Raw genomic sequence first — 25,307 nt, forward strand, 5'->3', positions numbered from 1 at the left:
TTTCACGTTTGAGGTGGGCCCACGAGCATTCATCCGATCCTAATCCCGGCACACGAGTCGAGGCTTTCATCCAATGATGGTTACCGGGATCTGTGCTCGGCGAGTGACTGTCTCGGCAACACTTCCGAGGAACGTCCGGTCTAGACCTGACCGACCGTGGCTCCCCATAACGATCTGGTCGATGCCGTTGTCGGCAGCGTAGTCGAGAATCTCACGCGCTGGTTTCCCGACTTCAGTGACTGTAGCAAGCACAATATCGTGGTCCGCCGCGAGATCCGTCGCAGTCGTGTGAATCCCGGTCGCCCGCTCTTGGGCGGTATCGTACCAGTCCTCTGCGACTGGCAAGCCACCGGCCTCTACATCGATTACCGAATCGATCGGGTTGATGACGTAAATGGTGGTAATCGTGGCGTTCGGAAAGGTCTCGAGTGCGTAAATGAGTGCACGCTCGGCAAGCGGGGAGCCGTCCAAGGCGACGAGAATGTTGTCAGGCATGCGATAGAGTTCGAGAGGTGTTGAGAAGAGTGTAGTGCCGAAAACTCGGCACTGGGAGTACCGTTAATTACCCATCAATTTCTGAGAGCGCCTCTGTTGCAACGTCACCGAGTTCTCCGGCCTCGATATGCGAGTACCGCTCACGAACCATCTCCTCAGAATTATCGAGATATCGGGCCGCCACAGTATATCCGAATGCCCGGACCAGAACCTCGCCCATGCCACGACGGCCACCGTGCGGAGCAAGATAATCGTGTTTCGGATGGTCGATGTCGATCTCCGCGGCCTCCGAGAGTCGTTGGAGAATCGACCGTGCGCCGTCCGTCGTGATCGACGGCGGCCGAATGTCCACATCGAGCGCCAGCAGCAGGTCGCGAGCGTACTCCGTACGGCGTTTAGTGATTGCTTCTGGGCGTTCCCCTCGTTCGGCTAGCTCTTCCCGGACGAGCTCTGCGAGCGTCCGTTGGTCAAACGTCGGAAACACCGGCCAGCGCTCCGTCGGCGGATCCATCAGCTGGCGATAGCTCCGGAGCGGCGAGATCACCGGATCGGGAAGACTGGCGGCGTCCCACTGCTGTTTCTTCCGGTACACGTCCATGCTCCCGTCGTCGAGCGAGAGGTCCTCCCAGCGGACGCCGCGCCGGCGCGGGTCGTTCGGATCCCGGAGCAGTTCGCCGACGCGGACAGCTGTGTACGCGAGAACGAACACCAGAGCCCGGTCACGAGTCGCCTTCAGCGCCGCGTAGCGTGCTCGCTGCTTGTCGAGGGGGTCAGTATCCTCTGGGAGTGTCGTGTACGCCTCGACGGCGTCGCGGGCCCGTTCGTCGACGTGGCGGGTGAGGACGTGGCGTTGTTCCGACGTCCAGGCCTGCTGGTCGCCGGGCTTGCGGCCGTCGTCCTCCGGCAGCGGCGCCATCGCACTCGCCCGCTGCGCGTAATGCGCTTCGAGGTACCCCTCGTTGACACACCACCCGCACCACGCAGAGATATAGCGATAATAGGTTTGTACCGTGTTCTGTTTGAGTCCACGATCGCCGGTAAGATGGCGGGCGTACTCCCGAAACACGCGTTCGTCGAGGTCCTCGAAGGTGGGCTCCTGGTCGACGTTGCCGGAGACGATCCCGGTCCAGTCGTCGTCGCCGCGGTCGCCGGCGGCCCACTCGGCGAACCGCTCGAGTTCGCGTGCAGCGTTTCGTCGGTAGTTCCCGCCGTCGCCACCGCGGCCTTTCCCCTTGTCTTGGAGGTAGCGTTCGAAGGAACTCGCGAGTGATTGATCGGCGCGTTCTCGGGGCGTCATGAATCATCACTCGCGTACTGGTAATTCGGACGGACGTCCTCAAGAAGTTCTTCGACGATTTCCCAGAGAATCAGGGAGGGAGACTCGTGTGCGAATGTGATCCCCCAGCGGTCCTCCGTATCGGCAGCTGAGTACTGGAAATGCGCGTGTCCGAGATCGGGATGGTCTTCGTCCTGGTGCCAGCCGGCGTGAAAGCCCGTGTTCGGGTCGGTGTAGTTGATACGGAACCAATCGTGGGGGTCCTGTCGATACCACTTGACGGTGAGTTCCGGCGAATCAGGGCCTGTCGGGGGATCCTCAAGGCGGGCCGAATCGAAAACCGCTCGCAGTTGCTTGGCCTCGATATCGTCGGGAACGAACTCGACGGTCGTGATCTGAGGAACCCTGTCGAGGACATCCCGCTTCAGTTGGGCGTAGAGGTTTGCGTTCGGGTCACCACCTGGATGTGGAACCGACATCCGTTAGCTGCTGGCCTCAGCAGGCTCTGTCATCGGAGCGAGGAAGTCCCATTCGCGGATGGCAAACCCGACAATCTTGATACGTCGCTGAAGGTGCTCCCACTCACGGGCAATCTCGCGGCGTCGGTCTTCCTCGTCGGCGTCAAGAGACTCCTCCGCGAGCGTCCCGCGAAGCTGGTTCGGCGATTCAACGCCGAATTCGTCCTCCCAGTCGCGGATCTGCGCCTTCATATCGGCGAGACGGTCCGTGAGTTCCTCGACAGTGTGTCCGCTGTCTCGAAGCCGCATCGCCTCCTGCATCGCTTGGCGGCGGTAATCGGGGTAGTACGTGGTGTGAGTCCCGCTATCGTCGCGGTGGAGGACCCCGTCGTCGACGAGTCGCTCAAGGACGCGTTTGGTCGGCTCGTGTGACCAGCCCGCTTCGGAAGCGATCCAGTTGGCTGTCCGCGGCTCCGACAGCTGCCGGGCGATCATCCGCACACGGTCTTCACCCGTGGTCTGGCGCTCCATCAGGCCCTCGGAGTTTGATTTGTCTTCGGTCATACCACACCATTCGTGCTTTGTCTTAATATAGGTTGAGGTCATTCGTCCTATATCGAATCTCATCTGTCACCATCGCCCCGACCACAGCTGTGGAGAGTTATAGTAAAATCGAACCGTGGTCTTGGCGGCTCTACCCTGGGGGAAGCGTCTTTCTGAGCCGGTTGCAGCATTCGTGCTTCACCGACGGCGGCAGGGTACTTCAAAGTGGTCGTGATTACCGGCGTAATCAGGACCACTTGCTGTATTCACCCCATCGGAAGAATTCAGGCATCTGGAGTCTCTTACAGCCGGAATTCCGTGCTACAGGAAATTATATATCGTATATCGCTATACAAAATCCCGGGCCGGGAAGTTCACAGTTTCGGAGGATAGACCAGTTTCAGGTCGAATTAGCATCAATTCGCGGTGATTTTCAGCGTTCTGGGATCAATTTTGAATTATTACTCTCGAACTACCAGACGAGCGTACGAAATTGCGTGGATTTTGGCGCTGCTGGATACGGTTGTCACTCTTGAGCGGCGGACCCAGCGAGATCTCAGCGGGTTAGTCGTGTGGAATCAACGACGAGGCAACGAGCTCAACACACTCACCCGCAGTCAACACTGGTGCGTAGTCCATCTCATTATCAACATCCGCTTTCAGCAGAAAGTCAGTGAGCCGCCAGATATTGTACAACAGCACGGCGAACACGAAGTAGAACAGGCGAACACGGTAGTCTTTCGAGGAGGTCTTCGCGAGAAAGTCGCCCTTGATGCTCTTGTACTCGCTCTCGATCTGCCACCGGCGGCTGTAACGCTGACAAAACGCCTCAGCCTCATCAGGTCCAACTCGAAGATTCGTCGCGAAGACGGCCGTTCCCTCCCCACTCGTCGACGGCACGTACAGGAGCCGCATTGGATGCGATCCAGATTCAACATGGACAGAAGCCGACTCAACAGCCACTTCTTGATTGTCTTTGTCCATTTGTTCGAGTACATCCCGTTCGGATCTGGAGACCCGCTTCGGAATGAGGTAGTTCACATCGAGGTTTGAGAGCGTCTGAAACACGCGTATCGAATCGAACTCCCGGTCACACAGCACCGTCTCGATCGGAACGTGTTCTTCCGCTCGTTGAACGAGCCGTCGCACAGTACGATGTATCTGATTCGATGGGTTCTCATCCCACTCGGAACTCTCTCGGACCGGCTCAACCGCCAGAAGGAGCGGGATGTTCCGCCCGATGATCGAGAGGGTTGCGAATTTGAATGCTCGACCGTCTCTGTCCTTGGTCCCGCTGACCATCGGCATTCCTTCGACCTCTCCGTAGTAGGGAATAGTCGTGATATCGATTGCCGCGGTGACCGGCCTTCGAAAGGATGCTTCTGAGGCGATCACGGAGAGCAAGCGATCCGTTGTCTCGTTGAATCCGTTCACGAGTTCTTCGGGATCGAACTGCTTGACGGCGCGGAGGTGGGTATCACCATGGGGGCTGTACTCTTCGCCATGGCGATATTGGAAGCGAGTCGCTCCCTGCGCAGTTCCACAGTGGACCATCCCCATGAACGTCTGTAGCTCAAAGAATTGTGTGTCCTCGTACGAGGCGTTCGACGCCCGACCAGAGTCGAAGTGACCGAAGGCGTGATCACGCGCGAGCCGCGTTGTCTGGATGATCTCCTCCTGTGAGAAGGAATTGTCTTCTACTGGGTCTGCGGCTTCTTGCTCATCGTCGACGATCTCTGCCTTAGGCCGCACCTCCGGCGCTGAGATGTCGCGATCGTGGACTTCCTTGATGACGTAGTGGGCGGCTGTGGTGACGAACTCCCGGGTCGCCTCGTCGAACCGGTTACGCCAGGTCCGCGAGAGCACCGATTCGTCGGGGATTTTCTCCAAGTCGAAGACAACTGCGAGTTCGGGATACTGGGCGAGCGAACGGTAGCTTTCGCCAGTGAGTTCGCGGTAGAGTAACAAGCGTACCATCCCCTCGAACGAGTGCGGTGCTGGATGCCACTCTGGGTAGCCGTCATTGAGCGAATCGAACGGCCCCTCCAGAGTTCGAAGAGCCGTGCAGAGGGACTGATCGGCTTTGAGTGCCTCTGTGAGTGTCAACCCGACAAGGTAGGCGTCGGTCAATCGGTGCTCCTGAGAAGTCATGTGAGCTATCCCATCAGCCAGTCACACAAGCGGCGCGATCCCATCCTCTTTGCGCAGGAACCGCTGCTGTTGAATCGGTCAGCACAAACAAGTACTCTGTAAGTCTCGCAGCTACGCTTCGTTCACTCATAGCTAACACCTTCATTGATGGTGACTCAATCACCCTGCTCGACGTTGAGGGTGAGAAACTGGTCGGGAGATTCTGGAATCAACTATGCTGAGATAACTCGTGTGAGGACAACCAGCTTCTCAAGAAGAGGCGCGGCGTGAGTGGGAAACTGGCATCTATAGCCCGTTAAATCGGTTTACAGAGTGCCATCTATCCAAACTGCACCGATTTTCTGATTCCGAATACCAACCGTATGCAATCGAAAAACCCCTCCTAAAGCGATCAGGCAGAGTTTCAGTCTGCAGTTTGGGCGCTAGTGGATGGTGTCACTCCTGGAAGCTCGGGGATGGATAGATCCACCCGGCGGAGCAGTTGCGCGTTGATGGCGACGATAACCGTACTCAGCGACATCAGGAGTGCACCCACAGCGGGTGACAGCAGAATCCCGATCGGTGCCAACACGCCTGCTGCAAGCGGAATCGCGAAGACGTTGTACCCCGCCGCCCAGACGATGTTCTCCTGCATCTTCCGGTAGCTCGCCTTGCTGAGCTTTACGAGTCGCACCACGTCCATCGGGTTGTTCTGAACGAGGATGACATCCGCCGACTGGACGGCGACGTCGGTACCGCTCCCGATCGCGATACCGACGTCGGCTCGCGTCAGCGCCGGCGCATCGTTCACACCGTCGCCGACCATCCCCACGAGCTTCCCTTGGTTCTGAAGTTCCTGGACTTTCTCGTCCTTGTCTTCGGGGAGGACCTCCGCGAACACCGTGTCGATGCCCAGTTCGTCGGCGACAGCGTTGGCGACGTCTTGGGAGTCCCCAGTCAGCATCGCCACCTCGATGCCCAGATCGTGGAGGGCGTCAACGACGCGGAAACTCTCTTCACGGATTACGTCGGCCATCGCGAACGCGGCGATCAACTCACTGTCACGAACGAGATACACCACCGTTTGAGCGTTCTGTCCCGCCTCGTCAGCGAAACGCTGGAGATGGGCGGGGATCTTGCTATCGAGCTGGGTCAACAGGTTCGGCCCGCCGACGTACACCTCATTTCCGTCGACGTTCGCGCGGACGCCCCGGCCTTTGATCGCCTCGAAGTCGGTCGCGTCAGGCGCGGTGAGGTCCTGATCGTTGGCGGCCTCGCGGATAGCTCGAGCGATCATGTGTTCGGAGTCGCTCTCGACACCCGCCGCCAGCGTGAGTGCGTCGTCCTCGTCGACGCCGTCGACGGTCGCCATATCGACGACGCCGTGTTCGCCTTCGGTGAGCGTCCCCGTCTTGTCGAAAATGATGGCGTCCAGATTTCGTGCCTCTTCCATCGCAATCCGGTCGCGGACGAGCATTCCGTTGCGAGCCGCGAGTGACGTATTGATGGCGACAACCAGCGGGATGGCAAGCCCGAGCGCGTGCGGGCAGGCGATGACGAGTACCGTGACGACACGCTCGATGACAGTCGCGTTGAACGAGACCGCGATGGTCCACGCGATTGCTGTCACGACTGCTGCCCCGAGGGCAACGTAGAACAGCCAGCCAGCCGCTCTGTCGGCCAGCACCTGCGTTTTGGACTTGCTCTGTTGGGCTTCCTCGACGAGTCGCATGATACCTGCGAGTGTCGTCTCCTCGCCCGTTGCACCGACACGTATGCGGAGACTGCCGTCGCCGTTGATCGTCCCGCCGATGACCTCATCCCCGGGTTTCTTAGAAACTGGTTTCGACTCGCCCGTGATCATCGACTCCTCGACGTCCGAATCACCCTCTTCAACGATGCCGTCAGCAGGAACACTCGCGCCCGGTCGAACGAGTACGAGGTCGCCCTCGGAGAGTTCACTCACCGGGACTTCCTCGGTGTCACCGTCGTCGCTGATCCGCTCGGCGGTATCGGGCATCAGCTTCGCCAGCTCGTCGACCGCGCTCGAGGCACGTCGTACGGACCGCATTTCGATCCAGTGGCCCAGCAGCATGATGTCGATCAGCGTCACGAGCTCCCAGAAGAACGCCGACTGTGTCGGGAAGACCACGCTGGCGAGGCTGTAGACAAATGCGACCGTGATCGCCATCGAGATGAGCGTCATCATTCCCGGCGACCGGTCTTTCAGCTCCGGGACCGCCATCTGGAGGAACGGCACCCCACCGTACGCGAAGACGATGACCGCGAAGGCGGGGTTAATCCACTCGCTACCCGGGAACGCGGGAACGGAGAACCCGAGCCACTCCTGCAGCATTTCGCTGTACAGGAGGACCGGAATCGACAGGAGCGTCGAGACGAAGAAGCGCCGCCGGAACATTTGCTCGTGGCCTTCGTGCATCCCACCGTGGTCGTCGTGTCCGTCGTGTCCGTCGTGTCCGTCGTGCCCATCATGCTGACTGTGTGGGCCGTGGTCTGCTTCGTCGGCCTCCCTTTGGGATTTATCGTCCATTACCGAGCAATTGAACCGAGGATGCTTCAACGTGGAGGCTACTGTGAGTTGACACGCCCTCTGAACAGGCTGGCATCTACCGAACATTCGCGAGACAGATGTGGTCGGGGATGATCCTACGTCTCCTTGTGGCGGTCTCTGTAAGTTTTTGCCCCCAGAAAAACGTATACTGCGCCGATAACTCGTACACCTGTCGTGAATTGCTCGTTCCATTCGATAGCATCTGGGCGCTCATAGAGGACCGTGGAAGCAAACTTGCGATACAGGTCGGGAAACATGAGGACAGCTGCACCGAACGCCCCGGTGAGATTCATCATCCACGCATACAATCGGCTACCAAGTAGGGAGATCACGACTATCAGAATTCCTTCTGATCGTATAGCTGGGTTTACCCATTTCCTTAGGGTGCCTTCACTGGGATTAGTGATCGCATGTTTCTCAAAGAGCGCAACTATCTTGTCCGGGAACAATGTAGTAACAGCTCCGAGGACGCCGATAAGTATCCGTATCATACGCTACGGTACGACCTATTCGGATTTAATATTCTCCACAAATCTACACGTCCGAGAACGGAGCCGGAACGCAGTATTCAGAAGTCCAATTATACAGAATAGACGAAGATGCAGAGTTACTACGTGAGTAGCTGTCTAAGGACGTAGTGGAGGATGCCGCCGTGTTCGATATAGGTCACGGCGGCCGGCGTACCGACCTGTGCCGTGACCGGGAACTCGACAGTCGAACCGTCCTCGCGCTCGGCGATAACTGTCAATTCATCTACCACGTCGAGACCGTCATCGAGACCGTGAATTGTGAAGACCTCCGACCCGTCCAGTCCGAGAGATTCCCATGAGTCGCCGTCATCGAACTGTAAGGGGAGAACACCCATCCCGACGAGGTTGTCGCGGTAGATGCGCTCGTAACTCTCGCCGATGGTTGCGCGGACACCGAGTAGGTCCGTTCCTTTCGCTGCCCAGTCACGACTCGACCCGGTTCCGAGCTCCTCGCCCGCCATCACGATGAGTGGGGTGCCCTCCTCGCGGTAGCGCTGGCTGGCTTCGAACACGGTCGTCTGCTCGTCGGTTGGGTGGTGGATCGTATAGCCACCCTCGATATTGTCGAGCATCTCATTCTCGATGCGGACGTTGGCGAACGTCCCTCGCATCATCACCTCGTGGTTGCCCCGGCGCGCGCCGTACGTGTTGAACTCGTGGGGCTCGACGCCGTGATTGAGCAGCCACTGGCCGGCAGGGAGGTCAGATCCGAATGGGCCAGCAGGGCTGATGTGGTCGGTCGTAACGGTATCGCCGAGCGTCAGCAGGCAGCGTGCGTCCTCGATATCGGCGACGCCGGGTTTCTTGAGGGGAAAGTCTTGGAAGAACGGCGGCTCTCGGATGTACGTCGAGTCGTCGTCCCACTCGTAGACGTCACCACTTGGCGCGTCGAGAGCAGCCCACCGCTCGTCACCCTCGTACACGGAGGCATACTTCTCCTCGAACATCTCCGGGGAGACGTTCTCGTGGATTGCTGCCTGCACGTCGGCTGCGTCCGGCCAGATGTCCGCCAGATAGACTGGGTCACCCTCAGCGTCAGTGCCCAGCGGCTCGTTCTCGAGGTCGATGTCCATCCGCCCTGCGAGCCCGTAGGCGACCACAAGCGGTGGGCTCGCGAGGTAGTTCGCTCGGACTTTCGGGTGAATACGCGCCTCGAAATTGCGGTTCCCCGAGAGGACACTCGTCGTCCAGAGGTCGTGGTCGTCGATCGCCTGCTCGATGGAGTCCGGAAGTGGTCCGGCGTTACCGATACAGGTGGTACAACCGTAGCCAACGACGGCATACCCGAGCTCTTCGAGATACGGAAGCAGCCCTGATTCTTCGAGATACTGCGTGACGACGCGGCTGCCCGGTGCGAGGCTCGTCTTGACGTACGGCGGGACGTCCAGGCCTTTTTCGACGGCGTTCTGGGCGAGCAGACCAGCGGCGATCATCACCGACGGGTTTGAGGTGTTCGTACAGCTCGTGATGGCACTAACCAGGACATCACCGTGACCGATTTCGACCGTTTCACCGTCGAGGTCGACCTCAACGCGTTTGGTTAACGGGTGCAGTTCGGACTCGGCCTCGACTTGAGCGCCGCCATCAGTCTCTGCGTCGGCTACACCCCCCTCACCGAGCCACCGCTGTAAGGCCTCTTCATCGACATCGTTGAGGTCGTGCTTGAACTCCCCGTGGAGAAGTCCTCGGAAGCTCTGTTTTACGTCCCCCATCGGGATTCGGTCCTGTGGTCGCTTGTGTCCGGCCAGACTCGGTTCGACAGTTGAGAGATCGAACTCGACGACCTCGGTGTACTCCGGTTCCTGTTTCCCGAACAGGCCTTGGGATTCGAGGTACTCGCGGACGAGGTCGATGTGTTCAGGGTCGCGCCCGGTGAGTTCGAGATACTCGAGCGTCTGATCGTCGACCGGGAACATACTGATCGTCGACCCCTGTTCGGGTGCCATATTAGCGATCGTTGCCCGGTCCGGGACAGTAAGGTTCTGTACACCGGGCCCGAAGAATTCGACGAACCGGTCGACGACGCCGACCTCGCGGAGTTGTTCGGTGATGTGAAGCACGAGATCCGTTGCCGTCGCGCCTTCGGGTAACTCGCCTTCGAGACGAACGCCGACCACCTCGGGGAGTTTCATCGTAATCGGTTGGCCGAGCATCGCTGCTTCCGCTTCGATACCCCCGACGCCCCAGCCGACGACACCGATACCGCCGATCATCGGGGTGTGGCTGTCCGTGCCGACGAGTGTGTCCGGCAGAAGCCAGTTCTTGTCATCTTGTTCGCGGGCGTGAACGACACGGCCGAGATGTTCGAGATTTACCTGATGAACGATCCCGGTTCCCGGCGGGACGACGTTGAAGTCCTCGAAGGCGTTTTGCGCCCACTTGATCGCGCGATACCGCTCGGCGTTGCGCTCGTACTCCAGTTCGACGTTCTTCTCGTAGGCGTCCTCGGAGTCGAAGTAGTCGACTTGGACGCTGTGGTCGATCACGAGATCAATAGGGATCTCCGGTTGGACCAGAGTGGGGTCGCGGTCTTTGCGATCGACTTCGGAGCGGAGGGCTGCTAGGTCGACCACTGCGGGCACGCCGGTAAGGTCCTGTAGGACCACCCGTGACGGAGAGAACGGCACCTCTGCGTCCGGAACGTCCGGCTCCCAGCCAGCAGCATTTCTGACGTCTGACGCGGTGATGGTTTCGCCGTCGACGTTTCGGAGCACCGATTCGAGGAGGATACGGATACTCACCGGGAGCGTGTCGAGTTCACAGAGTCCATGTTCTTCGAGTGCTCGAAGGTCAGCCATCTTGTACGTCGTCCCGTCGACGTCAAGTTCGCGGACGGCATCGAACGGGAGTGTGTCAGTCATAGTATCTGAATATGTGCTCGGGAGCGATATTAATCTCCCTCCGAATTCATTCCGATGGGAATCGGGATCCTGAATACTGTGACGGCGTTTCAGAACTCACCGAATGAAAGACCAGAGGAGGACGGCAAACCCACACGCCAACGCAGCGGATTCGGCAACATGCACCTGCGTGAGCGTTAATGCTGTGAGCTGGTAGAGAAAACCTTCTATGAGGACACCGAGCGTCATGAACCCGAAGCCGATCGTTGCGTCACGTAGGTATCGAGTCCGTTCCTGACGATACGCGCGAAAGCTGATCGCTGTCGTCGCCATACCCAAGAAGAGGAGAAAGACACGGACTCCAATTAGCGTGACTTCCCATCCAGTAGTCACGATTCATCGCCCCCCTGTGTTGGCTGGGACATTTGTCCGTGTAGCGAATAAAGGATAATGAGCATACCTGCCGCGACAAGTGTAGTCTGGATGGTCCCAGCAACGAAGATGGACAACCCAACCACGTCGAAGAGAATGCCTTCGATTACGGACCCGACGCTGATGAATAGGAATCCGATAGCGACGTACAGCATTGGTTCGCTACCGTAGACCCTGTATCCACGATACGCTTGATACGTTATCGACAGCCCTAGTCCGACTGCGATGAGCTTTGCAATGACGAGTGCGGTGTGCATGGTTAGGTGTCTCGGATGTCGCCCCAGATACGCGAGAACCGCTGCGCGGCGTCCTCACGAACGTCCATCTTGATGTCGATCGTTCCATCTTCGATGTCGACATCGACGTGGTCAACGTTTGCTTCGTACACGCTATGATGGCTCCCGTCAGTCTCAATCTGTGTTTGTTCGACGAGCAGATCATTAGCGACCATATCTTCGACCCGGCGGTAAATCGTTGAGAGGGCAACGTCGCATTCCTCGCTCAGTTCCTTCGCTGAGAGGGGGTCCCGGCTCGTCGCGGCCAGAATCTGACGAACCCGTTCCTCCCCGAGGAGGTCTAATAGCTCGTCAGCGCGATGGTCCGTGGACACAGCTGTTCCTCGCAATACAAGTTAATGCCCTGCCGAAACGTATGTAACGACCAGTTTTGCGTCGCACGCAAAACAGCTCACCCGTCTATTTTCCCACCCCTCGTATTCTCACCTGTGAGGTGACCTACGCTATGACAACCAATTCAGGACTCACCCGGCGGCGAGTGCTCCAGTTAACTGGTGGTACAGCGGTTATTGGACTCGCAGGATGTACTGGATCGGAATCAGACGGCAGTGATAGTGGGGCCGAAAGCACTGCGGGATCTACCGAAGACGGAGGCGGGTCGGGGCATGACGAAGGAGAGAACAGTAGCGAAGGAGAATCGGGGCATGACGACGAGGAAGGTCACGATGAAGCCGTCGAGGAACCGAGCGATACAGCTGAGGTGGCGATGGTCACCGAAGACGGAGGATATCACTTCGAACCGCACGTCGTCCGCGTCAATGTCGGTGGGACGGTAACGTGGACTAACGAGAGCGGCAGTCACTCCGCGACGGCCTACCATCCAGACAACGACCAACCCCAGCTCGTTCCCGATGGTGCTGCAGCATGGGATAGTGGTCTCCGCTCGGAGGAAGGAGCGACGTTCGAGCACACTTTCGAGACCGAGGGCGTCTACCACTACTACTGTACGCCCCACGAGACGGTCGGTATGCTCGGGAGCGTCATCGTCGGCGACCCAGATCCACATGAACAGATCGCGCTCGAAGAGCCACCCGAGGAGAAACCAGATACTGTCCGAGAGAAGCTCACCGAACTGAACGGAATGGTTTCGAGTGCACTTGGCGATGACCACTAATTGCTGACGAACGCTCCCGGCATCTTTTCTATCGCTGCCGGACGCGGTTTAAGGAGTCATACCAGTAGGTTATACATAGCGTGTGCTATTGCGAGGGTGAGATACCCTCCCAAAAGGAAGAGAAGAGTTCTTCGAGGCAGTGATGGCAGGCCAATCGTGTCGGATCCGTGAATACGCTCACCGAGGGCATACACGAACCGACCGGCTACCAATGCGAATGGAAGATACACGAGTAGTATCGGGACAACCATCGCATCGAATCTGGCGGTGGCTTCAAGCCGGGACAAGTATTCGAGTTTGAAGATTAGTTCCAGCCCCCCAACAGTGATCCCGGATGCGGCGGTCGCCAAGATCCCCTCCGTTTTCGAGAGTAGTTGGCTTCGCCAGTAGCTCCAGAAATAGAAGACTACGATCAACGGAAGCAGTCGGACGAACGTTTCCTCGATAAAACCGACAAGAAGTATTCCGGTGCGAGAGGTCGTAGCCGGTAGGAGTACAAGCTCAACCTGATACGCGATCCAGACACCGACACCTGTCACTACAGCACTGATCGCCACAAGTGCGAAGAGAGAGCGGTACCTGGTGGACACGGCTGACTAATTGGGGATGCGTCAAGATAGTCGTGTGGAATCTAACACGGGAATACTCGTTTTTGCGCCGAATTTCTGACCGACACCATTCTTATATATTCACAATCGTTACCAAGTAACATAGTACCATCACTACCCACGAAACACTCCCAGAGTATGCCACCTACCGAACGAGAGACAACGTCCGCATCCACGTCTGACTCAAGTGACGACATCGTCTCTCGCATCGAGCGAGACCTCCTTTCGCGGAGAGAATTTCTTGCCGGACTGGGTCTCGGATCGATAGGCGGTGCCGGTGGAGCAGTCGCTCTCACGCGGTCAGATACCGATTTCCAGTCACTAGCGACACTGGCAGGCGGGGCGGCCTCTCTCCCGGACACACAGTTCCATCTTCCGGCAGTGGATGCAGCTAACTCGGGTCTCATTATCGCGACCAATTTCGAGTTTTCTGATGGCAACGGTGAGCTGTTTGTCAATCTGAACGGTATCGAGATCCGCCACGACCTCCAGCGTGCACTGGATGAGGCGAGACAAACTGCTACCCGTCTTACTGGTCGTTCACTTGGAGATACGGCTACGCACGTATCATTCGTCTCACCTGAGACGGGCACTCTTACACTCCGTGGAAAAAGCTGGGAAGCCGGCCTTACGGTTGCTTTTATTGCCAGTCTTCGCCAGCAGTCGCTGTCGTCTGAAACCCTCATCACTGGAATCGTTGCCGACGATGGCAAGCTGCTCCCGGTTGGCGGAATCAAAGCAAAGGCCCGGAGTGCCCGGGCGTTCGGAGCGACCGAATTGATTGTTCCCAGCGATACCGATTCAGATGTAACTATCGAGGGATTACGCGTGACACCCGTTGAATCGATCTCAGACGCACTTAGCCACTTGGCACAAACTCAACGTTCGGAGCAGTGAAGGCGAGATACGCTACGATGGGGCGTCGCTCGCCTTCTGTCGTGACGTGATAGCTTACGTAGAGGCGTCGTACCCGGCGTCTTCGACCACAGTCACGAGGTCATCTGATTCAGCTGTTCCTTCGACTGTCGCGGATTCCGAGTCCCGATCCGCAGTCGCCGATGTGACTCCGTCGACTTCTTTGAGTGCTTCCTCTACAGTTTGCTCACAGTGTTCACAGGTCATTCCTTCGACCGAGATGGTCTGACTCATATCCATACATGATTAGGGCCCCCTATTCTATGTGCTTTTCTGCTTAGAATCCAAAGTCATTCTGAGTTCAAAATCGCACTCTCAAAGGTTTATTTTGAGAAACAATAATGTATCCTGCGGTGCGACGCTATTGTATGCGCAACCTAGACGAAACAGATCTGGAGATTCTCTCGTTACTAGCCGAAAACGCCCGTCGTCCATTTAGCGCCATCGGCGAAGAAGTTGATTTGTCCGGGCCAGCTGTTTCCGATCGAGTCCAACGATTACAGGAAGCAGATATTATCAACAATTTCACGATCGATGTAAACCGGGCGCACCTTCGGGCCGGTGTTCCAGTATTCATTCAAACAGAAATCGAACCGGAATCACTCGAGGAGGCCCGTACGCGAGTCCGGGAATCGGACGGCATCGAACACGTCTTCACGACCTCAGAAGGCGATCTCTGGTTCTATGCCCGCGTTGAGGCACAGAACGTCCGTCAGTGGGTAGACAGTCTGTTTGATGGGCTTGGGATGTCTGGATATTCAGTCACCTTGATCGACGAAGCTGAATGGACGCCTTCGATCGACGGCGTCGAATTTGCTCTCACCTGCACTGAATGTAACAATACCGTCGACAATGAAGGTGAGACGACGCGCATCGATGGCGAGATCTATCACTTCTGTTGCCCATCTTGTCTCGCACGGTTTGAAGACCGCTATCAGCGGCTCGAAGAGGGTGTATAGTACGCTCTTTGGATTCCAAATTTTCTTGGTGTCAATAACCACCTTCTCGAAACAGTAAACCGCCTAAACATAGACCCCGTATAGTAAGATGAGCATGACAAGCCGAACAACCCATCTCGATATTACGGGGATGTCCTGTGCCAACTGTTCAGGAACGATCCAGGACACCCTTGAATCCCTTGACGGGGTATCGAAGGCGGATGCGAACTTCGCCACCGACGAGGGATCCGTGACCTACGATCCCGATGAGGTATCACTCCAGGAAATCTATGAAGCGATCGATGAGGCGGGCTACGGCATAGTCTCGGAGACGGTGTCTATTGCCATCTCCGATATGACGTGTGCCAATTGCGCCGAGACCAACAAAACTGCTCTCGAGAATACACCGGGTGTCGTCACCGCCGAAGTCAACTACGCGACTGACGAAGCGCAGGTCACCTACAATCCGGCAGAGGTGTCTCTCAATACGCTGTATGATGCTATTGAGGACGCTGGCTACTCGCCCGTCCGCGAAGATGGTGATGACGACGAGTCGGGCCAAGACGCACGAGATGCCGCACGACAGGCTGAGACCCAAAAGCAACTCAGACTGACCCTCTTTGGGGCAGTGTTGTCGGCTCCGTTGCTCTTCTTCCTCATCGACAAATTTCTGCTCGGTGGCGCGATCGTCCCTGATGCCGTCTTCGGCGTTGAAATCGGGTGGCTCGAGTTCCTCCTCGCCACACCGGTGCAGGCGATCCTCGGCTGGCCGTTCTATAAGAACTCGTACAAGGCGATCGTGAAAAACGGCCGCGCCAATATGGACGTGTTAATCGCAATCGGTTCAACAACCGCCTATCTCTACTCCGTGGCAGTCCTGTCTGAACTCATTGCAGGTGGGCTCTACTTCGACACGGCAGCGCTCATCCTCGTGTTCATTACGCTCGGTAACTACCTCGAAGCTCGGTCGAAGGGGCAAGCGGGCGAGGCCCTCCGGAAGCTCCTCGAAATGGAAGCCGAGACGGCGACCATTATCCGCGAGGACGGCAGTGAAGAAGAAGTTCCGCTCGAAGAAGTCACAACGGGTGACCGGATGAAAATCCGTCCGGGTGAAAAGGTTCCCACAGACGGCGTCGTTGTCGACGGTCAGTCCGCCGTCGACGAGTCGATGGTCACTGGTGAATCCGTCCCTGTAGAGAAGGAAGAGGGCGATGAGGTCGTCGGCTCGACGATTAACGAGAACGGCGTCCTTGTCGTGGAGGCGACAAAGGTCGGAGAAGATACGGCTCTTCAACAGATCGTTCAGACTGTCAAGGAGGCGCAGTCGCGCCAGCCCGACATCCAGAACCTCGCGGACCGTATCTCCGCGTACTTCGTGCCTGCGGTCATCGCGAACGCTCTCCTCTGGGGCATTGTTTGGTTCCTGTTCCCGGAGGTACTGGCTGGCTTCGTCGACTGGCTCCCGCTGTGGGGTCAGGTCGCTGGCGGCCCGGCCCCGGTCGGTGGGACCGTTTCCGTCTTCGAGTTCGCGATTATTGTCTTCGCGTCCTCGATCCTCATCGCCTGTCCCTGTGCGCTGGGGCTGGCGACGCCCGCAGCCACGATGGTCGGGACGACGATTGGTGCCCAGAACGGCGTCCTGTTCAAGGGCGGTGACATCCTCGAACGCGCAAAAGACGTCGACACGGTCGTCTTCGACAAGACGGGCACCCTCACGGAGGGTGAAATGGAATTGACCGATGTGGTCGTCTTCGATAGCGATGGAAATGCAGTGACTGACGGTGGCGAGCCGACGCCAGATGGTGGACAGATCAGCACTCGTGAGCGCCTCTCCGAGGACAACGTGCTGCGGCTGGCGGCGATAGCAGAAAGCGGAAGCGAACACCCGCTCGCGCGGGCAATCGTCGACGGGGCTGAAGAACGCGGGCTGGACGTGACTGAGCCCGACGACTTCGAGAACGTTCCTGGTCACGGGATCAAAGCGGTTGTTGGTGACAACGAGGTACTGGTCGGCAACCGCAAGTTGCTGCGAGACAACGACATCGACCCGTCACCCGCCGAGGAGACGATGGAACGCCTCGAAAACGAGGGGAAGACGGCGATGCTTGTCGCTTCCGAGGGCAAACTGGTTGGTGTAGTGGCTGACGCCGACACAATCAAAGAGAGCTCCAAGCAGGCCGTTACAGCCCTCCAAGAGCGGGGAGTCGACGTAATGATGATTACGGGCGACAACGAGCGAACTGCTCGTGCGGTCGCCAAACAGGTGGGTATCGACCCGGAGAATGTCCGAGCAGGGGTCCTTCCCGAAGACAAGTCTAACGCGGTCGACAGTATTCAAGACGAGGGCCGTCAGGCGATGATGGTCGGAGACGGCGTCAACGACGCCCCCGCGCTCGCGGTCGCGCACGTGGGGACAGCCATCGGCTCCGGCACGGACGTGGCCATCGAGGCTGCAGACCTTACGCTGATGCGCGACGACCCGCTCGACGTGGTGAAGGCGATCCGAATCTCGGACGCGACACTCCAGAAGATCAAGCAGAACCTCGTGTGGGCGCTCGGATACAATACCGCGATGATTCCCCTCGCGTCGCTCGGGCTGCTCCAGCCGGTGCTCGCTGCAGCAGCAATGGCGTTCTCGTCGGTGTCGGTGCTGACGAACAGCCTGTTGTTCCGGCGGTACACCCCCGATCACGACTACAAGCTCTTCGGGTTCCTTCGCTAACCGTCGCCTCTATCTCAATGTCGAATATTTCCCGCCAAACGGTTCGGAGGTACCTCGTCGAGACAGCCAGTAGCGAACCGACGTACCTCCGGGCTCACGAGATCGCCGGTGATCTTGACGGCTCTCCGAGGGCTGTCGCGCAATACCTCAGCCAACTTCAGGACGACCTCTCACTCGTCTCACTCGAACAGTGGGGGCGCTCTAAGAGCACGACGTGGCGCTTGGAGGTGAACGAGTCGTGAGTACTGTCACGCGACGCGTCGAAACCGCCCTTCCGGAAACAGGCTCACGCGAGTGGTGGGCGCTGTACCTACTTGCTCCGCCCGTCCTCATCGGTGCGGGAATCCTTGCGTTCCCGGGCCTCGTCTTCGACCAGTTCATTTGGCAGTACCTCTGGGGACCAGTCGTCGCTGACGCTGCCAGTGAGCCAGTCATGCATGAGGGGATTCGTGCTGTTCGGGGCTACAACGCGGTGAACACCGTAACCTACCTCGCGGCGGTCGTGTACAGCCTCCCCGGACTACGAGTGTATCTCGATCAACTCGACGTCACGTTTGACGCACGACTGGCCTACGGGTTCGCCCCGATCATTATCGCCGGCGGAGCGATGCGCGCCCTCGAGGACATCGGCCTACTCGGGGACTACGCGGTGTGGTTCATCACGCCGTCAATCTACTTTGTCGTTACCGCTGTCACCGTCCTCGCGCTCGGCATCGGCGCACTTGCGCGTGATCGGAATACCGGTTCCATTCCGTCAACGGTCGGGCTTATCGGGTCGGTGTGGGCTGTCGGTGCTGTCGGGTGGGTGCTTTGGTACGGCCTCTCGACGTCGACCCCGCTCCGTCTGTGGGTTCCTGTCGCAACGACGGGGATTGCTCTCGGGGCGACCGCGCTCTACTACTGGGGAGCGAGTTTCGTCAATGTCACACACCTTCGACACCCGCTGATTCTGCTGGCCGTCTTTGGCCAGCTGTGGGACGCTGCACAGAACCTCATCGGTGTGACGTTTCTCGGCTACTCCCCCAAGCTGGTCGTCACGAATCTCGTATACCAGGCGACTGGATTTGCCGGATCGACGTTCGTGCTGAAACTCGTCGTGACTGTCGGCATCGTGTGGTATCTCGCTGATGCGAAAGAGGAGATGAACCACACATGGTGGTGGCTTATGACGTTCTTCATCGGAGCGATCGGGCTCCCGATGGGCGTTCGCGGGTCACTTCGGATGCTACTGGGGGCCTAACAACGGCCTCGGCGATGTACCGCGCTTTCTGTTAAGAATCGAAACCGGCCGAACGGTATCTGGGATGGTGGATTGAGGCGTTCACCGCGCGTAGCCTTGCTGGATCACTCCCGTTTCGAAAGAAAACAGAGTGGAGTGTGGGACCGGCGTGTCCTAGAATAGACAATCCTACCGAAGGCGACTGTGATCACATTCCGGGTTATTAGTAACAGGGGTAAAGCGTATGGGAACTACTGTTGTATCGTCTAATAATGCCGCAACCGTGGAATCGTCGTCGGGTGCTTCAACATAGTGGTACAATCGGAATACTAGGTCTTACAGGCTGTCTAGGTGGCTCAAGCACGAACTCATGGGATATTGATGACCCAGTAGCAGTGGCATCAGCACAACAATTTAACTCACCAGGATGTAGCTGTTGCGAGCAGTATGCATCATATCTTCGTGAGAATATCACTGGTGACCTCTCAGAGACCGTACCGGATGATATCCAAGCAGTAAAGCAGGAATATGGGATCCCCGAAGACCTCCAGAGCTGTCACACACTCGTCCTCACAGATTACGTCGTAGAAGGACACGTCCCGGTCGAAGTAATCGCCCGGCTTCTCGATGAAAACCCACCGATAGATGGAGTTGCACTCCCTGGTATGCCATCTGGGACACCGGGGATGGGTGGAGAGAAAGATGGCTCGTTAAGCATATACGCTATTGACGGCGATAAAGCCGGAGCTGAGTACACTGAGGTATAGATTCAGAGATACAGTAGATCTGCAACTGATGTTCAGACGGCTTCTCTATGGGTTCGGATACACCTTCGCGCGTCTCATCTTTTTCAACGCGAAACTTCAACAGCTGTCTTGAAGCGGGTTTGTATCGCGTTCTGGCTTGTTGGTGATCCAATTCAGAAGCTTTCCCGTGTAAACTGTGAAACAGCTTATAGGAGACAGTATTCAGAAAATCAAGAGGTATCTAACACGTTGAGTCCAGCGTCAGCTCTGTATGCAATCTCTGATTATTCACGGGGTTGCTACTGATAGTTTAGATTTGAAACAGTAATCGCAGTAAATGAGGAGCGTGTGTATTCATCTATGGAAGCGCCCACAACCTCCACGACAGAGGCTACCACCAGCGAGGTACTCGTCCGTGCTGATGAGATTGAAAAAACGTACGGGTCAAACCTCCCATTTACACGATCGGTTCCCGTCCTCACCGGTGCCAATCTGGAAATCCGAGCAGGAGAAATCGTCGGAATCGTCGGGGGGAACGGTTCGGGGAAATCCACGCTTATGAACATCCTCGTCGGCGTCCTCAAGCAGGATTCCGGAGCAGTTGAACGAACAGGGACGGTTGGCTGGTGTCCACAAGAACCACTGCTTTACGACCGCCTGACGGTCACAGAGACGTTCCGCCTGTTCGGTTCCGGATACGGAATGACCGCCGAAGAAATCGACGAGGCCAAACGCCGATTCGCATCGAAACTCGATTTCGAGCAGTACCTTGACTATCGAATCGACCAACTCAGCGGTGGAAACCGACAAAAAATCAATCTCAGTATCGCCCTAATGCATGATCCGGACGTCCTCATGCTAGACGAGCCCTACACCGGGTTCGACTGGGAGACATATCTCATCTTCTGGGACCTCGCCGACGAACTTGCTGCCGACGGAACAGCTGTCGTAATGATTTCACACTTGATCGAGGAGCAGAGCCGTCTCGACCGTATCTACGAGGTTCGTGATGGACACGTCTACGACGTGACTGAGCGGGAAAGTGAGACCGAAGCGACGACCGGTGAACGGAGGAGAAAGGCCGATGAATAGAATTCAAACGGGGATCCGGACGAACGTCTCCACCTTCCTCAGGACCCCCCTGAATGTCGTCTTAGCACTCCTCCTTCCGGTTGTCGTTATCGAAGGCTGGGGACAAGCGATGGCGGGGTTGCCAACTATGCCGACAGTTGAGGCGATTCCGATCGATCTGGGTCGCCTCCTCGGAGCGATATTCGGTGTCGCCATCATCGCCGGCCTGATGGGACTCGCCCAGATGATTAGTGCGCGTGCAGCCGATCGACGACTCGTTCAGACAGGCTATCCACCCCGAACACTGCTTGCGACTCGATTAGCGACGCTCGGAGGGGTCACGGTCGTCGTGGCTGCCGTGAACTACGGCGTGCTCTGGCTGACGATTTCACCGGAAGCCCCTGTCCTGACGTTCGTATTCCTCGTCCTCGCCGGCCTCGTCTATGCGTTTCTCGGTGCGCTCGTCGGTGCACTCCTTCCGCGACTGTTCGAAGGCTCGCTCGTCGTGGTGTTCCTCGCGATGATGGACGCGTTCCTCAGTGGCGACAGCCCGCTGGCTGCTGACATTCCTGAGTTCGTGGAATACTTCCCGCTCTATCATCCGAAGGAACTCCTTCAGGAGGCGATGTTCCAAGGTACATATACGACGGGCGACCTCGGCTTCGTTGCCGGATACCTGCTCGTCTTGCTCGTGCTCGTCACCGTAGTGTTCGGAGTGACGATGCGCACCAGTGGTGGGTGGTCCGCATGAACCGTACGACAACGGCGTTCTCGATCGGCATCAAAGAACAGGCGCGTAACTACGTCCTCGTCGCTCTGCTGGTCGTCTTACCGGTCTCGTTCATCACGTTGGCGTTCGCAGTCACCCAGGATGTCGAGATGCCGGTTCGGACGCTCGTCGACGGTGAGACGGCGACGGTCATGCGGGGGATGCCTGAGGTCCACGGCGTGATCATGACGCCGATTACGAGTGCTCTCATCGCCGGACTCGCCGGGTTGTTCCTGATGCGAGAAGCCAAAGACACGGACGGTCGTCTGGCAGTCGCTGGCTATCGTGCATGGCAGGTAATCGCTGCCCGGTTTGGGGTTCTCGCAGCAATTACTCTCATCGTCACCGGTGTCTCAGTTGGTGTGATGCTCGTCGATTTCCAGCCCGAGTATCTCTGGTGGTTCGTCGCAGCGATGCTCGTCGTCTCGGTCACGTATGGTCTCATCGGGATGCTCGTCGGGGCCGTCTTCAACCGCCTAGCCGGGATGTGGCTGATGCTGATTCTCCCGATGCTCGATATCGGACTGTTTCAGGATCCGCTGTTTATTCAATCTGAACCTGATTGGTGGATGAAACTCTTTCCGGGCTATTGGCCAGTCCGTGTAATGGTCGATACCGGACTCACAACCGACGTAGATACGGCTCTCTCGTTGGTGTGGGCTACTGGATATCTTCTCCTCGTAGCCGTGCTCGCAATTGGTGTTTACTACCGAGCCACACAGGCGAGTTGATCACAAGAGAAATCAGTCATAAATGGAACAAAACAGGTCACGGGATCGTTCTGAAATCAAAGGTATCGGTGAGGGCGGTATTCTCTAATCCCCGAATCACTTGACCCCGGTGAGTTCACCCTCTCACGGTGGCAATCAGTTGGAGATGTCCTCATCAGTAGCATCTAATCGCTCACGGCGACGTCTATACTCCTCCTCGTCAATTTCGCCCCTGGCATAGCGGTTCTGGAGCGTTTTTCTGGCTGAGTCGTCGGTAGTCGATTGAGGAGATTTTTGGTTTCCAAGCCAGTAGAGCCCGCCACCGAGAACGCCCAGCATTCCGAGTACGCCACCAACAGCTGGTAGCCCTCCAACTCCACCTCCGTTGCGGCCACTCATCATTCCAGAACCACCTCGTCCCATCATTCCACCACCAGTATTCCCGCTTCCATCGCTGCTTGAGCCGTAGGCGACTGTACCCTGGTCAACAATCGCCTCACTCGATGGGACCTCTCCATCCGGGATTGAATCCTCCTCTGCCGGTCCGCCAGGACTGCCAACTACGATCCGTCCGACCATCCCAATCGACTTGTGCGGGATGCAGTAGTAATCATACGTCCCTGACGTTTCGAACGTATATTCGAAGCTCCCGTCTGAGATCGTCCCACTATCGAAGGCGGAAGCGCCCTCCGGAATACGATCTGCGTACGCCGTAGCGGAATGTGCCCCCGCTGCGAGTTCAAATTGAACGGTTGTCCCGGGATCAACACGTAGGCCGATTGGGTCGAAGTAATTGTTTCCCATCTCCACGATGGGCGTCTCCTGTGCGTTCGCTGACTGAGCAAAGCCGGTGCTGGCGACTGCGCTGGCACCGACAATGCCTAAGAATTGACGTCGGCTGTGATGTGTCATGTGGTCTGTATCATTCGTCAGGGAGTAGCTACGCGCGATACTGGTGCGAAGACTTCGGACGTGACTCACTCCGAACTTGTCGTTTGTTCCCATTACTACTCATAACCATATGCTGAATCGAGCACACCATTTCGATGTAACGGAACGATGCTGCCGAACGGTTGGTTTCGATACCCTCGAGTCGATCCGCAGGTGTTCAAACGGGTGAAACGCGGTTTGGGTAGTGGTCACTCTGATTGTTCGAGCTTTTCTCGTCGGGCTTCGAACTCTTCGTCCGTGAGATCGCCACGAGCGTACGCCAGACGTAACTCTTCCATCGCGGGATTATGAGACGTCTGTGTCTCGCTCATCCGCCGGAAGATGAGATATCCACCGCCCAGAAGCGCAAGGAGGAAGATGACCGGGACGAGCATCCCGATGAGGGGCCACCAACCACCTGTGGTACCGTACTGGCCCATCATTCCTCCGTATCCCATCATCCCACCGAACCCCATACCCATTGTGAGCAAGGGAAGGAGGATGAACGCTCCGAGGACGATGAGCAGTATCGTCGTCGTATCCAGTTGATCCGATGATGCCATCAGAGATCAGGCCTCCGATGCGGATCCGAACTCGTCAGTTACGGCTGCCAGTACGCGGTCGAATCGTTCGCTGACCTCGGTCGCGACGGAGTCAAGCGCGTCGTTATCAGCGATCCCGACTAACTGTTCCGGGTCGACCGCACTCACCACGATGACGCCGCCATCGTTCTCGTAGACGATGACGTTACAGGGCAAGAGCGCACCGAGTTCAGTTTCTACACTCAACCCTTCGTATGCCAGCGGAGGATTGCACGCACCGAGGATGCGATACTGGCGGAACTCCTCACCGAGTTTCTCCTTGAGCGTCGCCTGAATGTCGATGTCACAGAGAACACCGAATCCCTCGTCTTTGAGCGCGGCATTCGTTGCGTCGACGACATCGTCGAACTCTCCATCAATCTTGGTTTGTATTGTGTAACTCATGTAATACTGTATCCTGTTTACGCACTTAAGCGTTCGGTCCCGTCGCCCCAACTGGCAGACGAGAATTTTTTCTCGACGATGCTCCTTCTATTTCGGTCATGGGCACTACTCGAGTTGCTTTCGTCGACGTTCGAACTCTTCATCGGAGAGTTCACCGCGAGCGTAACGCTCACGAAGAACCGAAAGCGGCCGACTATCACTCCTCTCAGAATCTCTGTTGAGGAGTGAGTAGACGAGATAGAGCGGGACGACGATTAGGAGCCCCATCCAAAGGAAGCTCCAGAGGCCCATTCCACCGCTGAAGACCCCCCAACCGCCGCTACCCATCATACCGCCGCCGTAGCCTCCACCACCGTGAGCCGCTGCGGTGCCCGTTGCTACAATCAACAGCGGAACCGCTAGTATTGCGATTCGACGAGTCGTCCGCCCGAGAGTGTTGGTGTAGTGTGTCATTGTGATCGTTGAGTCAGTAAGTCGAATATCTATCGTGTCAGACGAGGATCCGAACAGGGATCGTTAGCAGCCGTACCCCTGTCCGTTCATCCCCGTCGCGGTGTGATTGTCGTCCGCCATATCTTGGGCCATCTCGTCGACGGTCACGCCCATGTGCGCTTCCATCTCGTCAACGGCATTCGGGCCCATGTAGTCGGTCATGTGACCTTCCATCCAGGCCGCCCAGTCTGCTGCACTACCATCGGCTGGCGTCCCTTCAGCTGCCGTCTCGTTCCCCTGGATCGGTTCGTCACCGTGTGCGCTAACTACCGGGGCGGCAAACGCGAGTCCGACAATCGCGAGCACCACGAGCAGCCATCGTCCGAGGTTTCGGTTGGTCATTGTTTTTCGCCTCAAGTAGTCATACGGTGGGTTCGGAGTTATCTTCGTGGGAGTGAACTCAAACAGGAGAGCGTTCAAGAACGTCTATAACGCCATCTAAACGTTTTCTACTGACGGGATCGTTCATACCTGCCGAATTCGAAAGGATCAGAGGAATGGTGAGAGCAAAGGGG

27 protein-coding genes are annotated in these 25,307 nt (G+C 57.4%); 9 read left to right on the forward strand and 18 right to left on the reverse strand.

Annotated features, from left to right (window positions below):
• Nucleotides 1-66: 66 nt before the first annotated feature.
• From DJ70_RS01805 to DJ70_RS01855, 11 genes are all read right to left on the reverse strand, one after another.
• Complete coding sequence (locus tag DJ70_RS01805) at nucleotides 67-495, reverse strand: universal stress protein (RefSeq protein WP_094529630.1); 429 nt, start codon at nucleotides 493-495, stop codon at nucleotides 67-69.
• A gap of 67 nt (nucleotides 496-562) precedes the next feature.
• Entirely contained in the window at nucleotides 563-1,792 is a 1,230-nt protein-coding gene (locus DJ70_RS01810) for a phage integrase SAM-like domain-containing protein (RefSeq protein WP_094529632.1), read from the reverse strand.
• A complete protein-coding gene (locus tag DJ70_RS01815) occupies nucleotides 1,789-2,250 on the reverse strand; it encodes a hypothetical protein (RefSeq protein WP_094529634.1) in 462 nt (153 codons plus the stop codon). Before DJ70_RS01815 ends, DJ70_RS01810 begins: the two co-directional genes overlap by 4 nt.
• Nucleotides 2,251-2,253: 3 nt before the next feature.
• Complete coding sequence (locus DJ70_RS01820; protein ID WP_094529636.1) at nucleotides 2,254-2,835, reverse strand: DUF7342 family protein; 582 nt, start codon at nucleotides 2,833-2,835, stop codon at nucleotides 2,254-2,256.
• Nucleotides 2,836-3,336: 501 nt separating this feature from the next.
• Nucleotides 3,337-4,923: a transposase gene (locus DJ70_RS01825; protein ID WP_094529638.1), complete on the reverse strand. Its 1,587-nt coding sequence runs from the start codon at nucleotides 4,921-4,923 to the stop codon at nucleotides 3,337-3,339.
• Between the two features lie 403 nt (nucleotides 4,924-5,326).
• Complete coding sequence (locus DJ70_RS01830; RefSeq protein ID WP_094529652.1) at nucleotides 5,327-7,342, reverse strand: copper-translocating P-type ATPase; 2,016 nt, start codon at nucleotides 7,340-7,342, stop codon at nucleotides 5,327-5,329.
• 227 nt (nucleotides 7,343-7,569) lie between these two features.
• The gene (locus tag DJ70_RS01835; protein WP_080505588.1) at nucleotides 7,570-7,965 is read right to left on the reverse strand and encodes a hypothetical protein; all 396 of its coding nucleotides are present in this window, start codon (nucleotides 7,963-7,965) and stop codon (nucleotides 7,570-7,572) included.
• A 119-nt stretch (nucleotides 7,966-8,084) separates the two neighbouring features.
• Complete coding sequence (gene acnA, locus DJ70_RS01840) at nucleotides 8,085-10,865, reverse strand: aconitate hydratase AcnA (RefSeq protein ID WP_094529640.1); 2,781 nt, start codon at nucleotides 10,863-10,865, stop codon at nucleotides 8,085-8,087.
• A 96-nt stretch (nucleotides 10,866-10,961) separates the two neighbouring features.
• Nucleotides 10,962-11,237, reverse strand: a complete 276-nt coding sequence (locus DJ70_RS18090; RefSeq protein WP_049909249.1) for a DUF7521 family protein — start codon at nucleotides 11,235-11,237, stop codon at nucleotides 10,962-10,964.
• Nucleotides 11,234-11,533, reverse strand: a complete 300-nt coding sequence (locus DJ70_RS01850; RefSeq protein ID WP_094529642.1) for a DUF7521 family protein — start codon at nucleotides 11,531-11,533, stop codon at nucleotides 11,234-11,236. The genes DJ70_RS18090 and DJ70_RS01850 overlap by 4 nt, the downstream gene beginning before the upstream one ends.
• A gap of 2 nt (nucleotides 11,534-11,535) precedes the next feature.
• The gene (locus tag DJ70_RS01855; protein WP_004048640.1) at nucleotides 11,536-11,886 is read right to left on the reverse strand and encodes an ArsR/SmtB family transcription factor; all 351 of its coding nucleotides are present in this window, start codon (nucleotides 11,884-11,886) and stop codon (nucleotides 11,536-11,538) included.
• A 131-nt stretch (nucleotides 11,887-12,017) separates the two neighbouring features.
• On the opposite strand from DJ70_RS01855, the gene DJ70_RS01860 reads away from it, so the two are divergent.
• A complete protein-coding gene (locus DJ70_RS01860) occupies nucleotides 12,018-12,686 on the forward strand; it encodes a cupredoxin domain-containing protein (RefSeq protein ID WP_080505589.1) in 669 nt (222 codons plus the stop codon).
• A gap of 56 nt (nucleotides 12,687-12,742) precedes the next feature.
• Here DJ70_RS01860 and DJ70_RS01865 read toward each other — a convergent pair whose 3' ends face one another.
• A complete protein-coding gene (locus DJ70_RS01865) occupies nucleotides 12,743-13,276 on the reverse strand; it encodes a hypothetical protein (protein WP_123624173.1) in 534 nt (177 codons plus the stop codon).
• A gap of 399 nt (nucleotides 13,277-13,675) precedes the next feature.
• Here DJ70_RS01865 and DJ70_RS01870 point away from each other — a divergent pair, with 399 nt between their 5' ends.
• Nucleotides 13,676-14,191, forward strand: coding sequence for a S16 family serine protease (locus DJ70_RS01870; protein ID WP_160163143.1), 516 nt, complete (start codon nucleotides 13,676-13,678; stop codon nucleotides 14,189-14,191).
• A gap of 54 nt (nucleotides 14,192-14,245) precedes the next feature.
• Here DJ70_RS01870 and DJ70_RS01875 read toward each other — a convergent pair whose 3' ends face one another.
• Entirely contained in the window at nucleotides 14,246-14,443 is a 198-nt protein-coding gene (locus DJ70_RS01875) for a heavy-metal-associated domain-containing protein (RefSeq protein ID WP_080505595.1), read from the reverse strand.
• 134 nt (nucleotides 14,444-14,577) lie between these two features.
• Between DJ70_RS01875 and DJ70_RS01880 the strand changes: the two genes are divergently transcribed.
• The 7 genes from DJ70_RS01880 to DJ70_RS01915 all read left to right on the forward strand — a co-directional run bounded on the left by DJ70_RS01880 (nucleotide 14,578) and on the right by DJ70_RS01915 (nucleotide 22,405).
• On the forward strand, nucleotides 14,578-15,168 hold the full coding sequence (locus DJ70_RS01880; protein WP_080505591.1) for an AsnC family transcriptional regulator: 591 nt from the start codon (nucleotides 14,578-14,580) through the stop codon (nucleotides 15,166-15,168).
• Between the two features lie 94 nt (nucleotides 15,169-15,262).
• Nucleotides 15,263-17,869, forward strand: a complete 2,607-nt coding sequence (locus DJ70_RS01885; RefSeq protein WP_004048645.1) for a heavy metal translocating P-type ATPase — start codon at nucleotides 15,263-15,265, stop codon at nucleotides 17,867-17,869.
• Nucleotides 17,870-18,107: 238 nt separating this feature from the next.
• A complete protein-coding gene (locus DJ70_RS01895; protein WP_004048647.1) occupies nucleotides 18,108-19,109 on the forward strand; it encodes a DUF63 family protein in 1,002 nt (333 codons plus the stop codon).
• Nucleotides 19,110-19,483: 374 nt separating this feature from the next.
• Entirely contained in the window at nucleotides 19,484-19,855 is a 372-nt protein-coding gene (locus DJ70_RS01900; protein ID WP_239638655.1) for a DUF411 domain-containing protein, read from the forward strand.
• A gap of 339 nt (nucleotides 19,856-20,194) precedes the next feature.
• Nucleotides 20,195-20,926 (forward strand): ABC transporter ATP-binding protein, encoded by a 732-nt coding sequence (locus DJ70_RS01905; protein ID WP_049909257.1) that lies wholly within the window; start codon nucleotides 20,195-20,197, stop codon nucleotides 20,924-20,926.
• Nucleotides 20,919-21,656: an ABC transporter permease gene (locus tag DJ70_RS01910; protein WP_094529644.1), complete on the forward strand. Its 738-nt coding sequence runs from the start codon at nucleotides 20,919-20,921 to the stop codon at nucleotides 21,654-21,656. The genes DJ70_RS01905 and DJ70_RS01910 overlap by 8 nt, the downstream gene beginning before the upstream one ends.
• Nucleotides 21,653-22,405 carry an ABC transporter permease gene (locus DJ70_RS01915; protein WP_049909288.1) on the forward strand — a complete coding sequence of 251 codons (753 nt, stop codon included), beginning with the start codon at nucleotides 21,653-21,655 and terminating at the stop codon, nucleotides 22,403-22,405. The genes DJ70_RS01910 and DJ70_RS01915 overlap by 4 nt, the downstream gene beginning before the upstream one ends.
• A gap of 135 nt (nucleotides 22,406-22,540) precedes the next feature.
• Here DJ70_RS01915 and DJ70_RS01920 read toward each other — a convergent pair whose 3' ends face one another.
• The 5 genes from DJ70_RS01920 to DJ70_RS01940 form a co-directional block, all read right to left on the reverse strand.
• The gene (locus DJ70_RS01920; RefSeq protein ID WP_245810638.1) at nucleotides 22,541-23,389 is read right to left on the reverse strand and encodes a plastocyanin/azurin family copper-binding protein; all 849 of its coding nucleotides are present in this window, start codon (nucleotides 23,387-23,389) and stop codon (nucleotides 22,541-22,543) included.
• Between the two features lie 134 nt (nucleotides 23,390-23,523).
• The gene (locus DJ70_RS01925; RefSeq protein WP_049983674.1) at nucleotides 23,524-23,877 is read right to left on the reverse strand and encodes an SHOCT domain-containing protein; all 354 of its coding nucleotides are present in this window, start codon (nucleotides 23,875-23,877) and stop codon (nucleotides 23,524-23,526) included.
• Nucleotides 23,878-23,883: 6 nt separating this feature from the next.
• Complete coding sequence (locus tag DJ70_RS01930) at nucleotides 23,884-24,300, reverse strand: DUF302 domain-containing protein (RefSeq protein ID WP_094529646.1); 417 nt, start codon at nucleotides 24,298-24,300, stop codon at nucleotides 23,884-23,886.
• Between the two features lie 105 nt (nucleotides 24,301-24,405).
• Nucleotides 24,406-24,753 carry an SHOCT domain-containing protein gene (locus tag DJ70_RS01935; RefSeq protein WP_049986201.1) on the reverse strand — a complete coding sequence of 116 codons (348 nt, stop codon included), beginning with the start codon at nucleotides 24,751-24,753 and terminating at the stop codon, nucleotides 24,406-24,408.
• A gap of 63 nt (nucleotides 24,754-24,816) precedes the next feature.
• On the reverse strand, nucleotides 24,817-25,134 hold the full coding sequence (locus DJ70_RS01940; protein ID WP_004048656.1) for a hypothetical protein: 318 nt from the start codon (nucleotides 25,132-25,134) through the stop codon (nucleotides 24,817-24,819).
• Nucleotides 25,135-25,307: the final 173 nt, after the last annotated feature.

It is taken from the genome of Halorubrum halodurans (genome assembly GCF_002252985.1).
GTDB lineage: Archaea > Halobacteriota > Halobacteria > Halobacteriales > Haloferacaceae > Halorubrum > Halorubrum halodurans.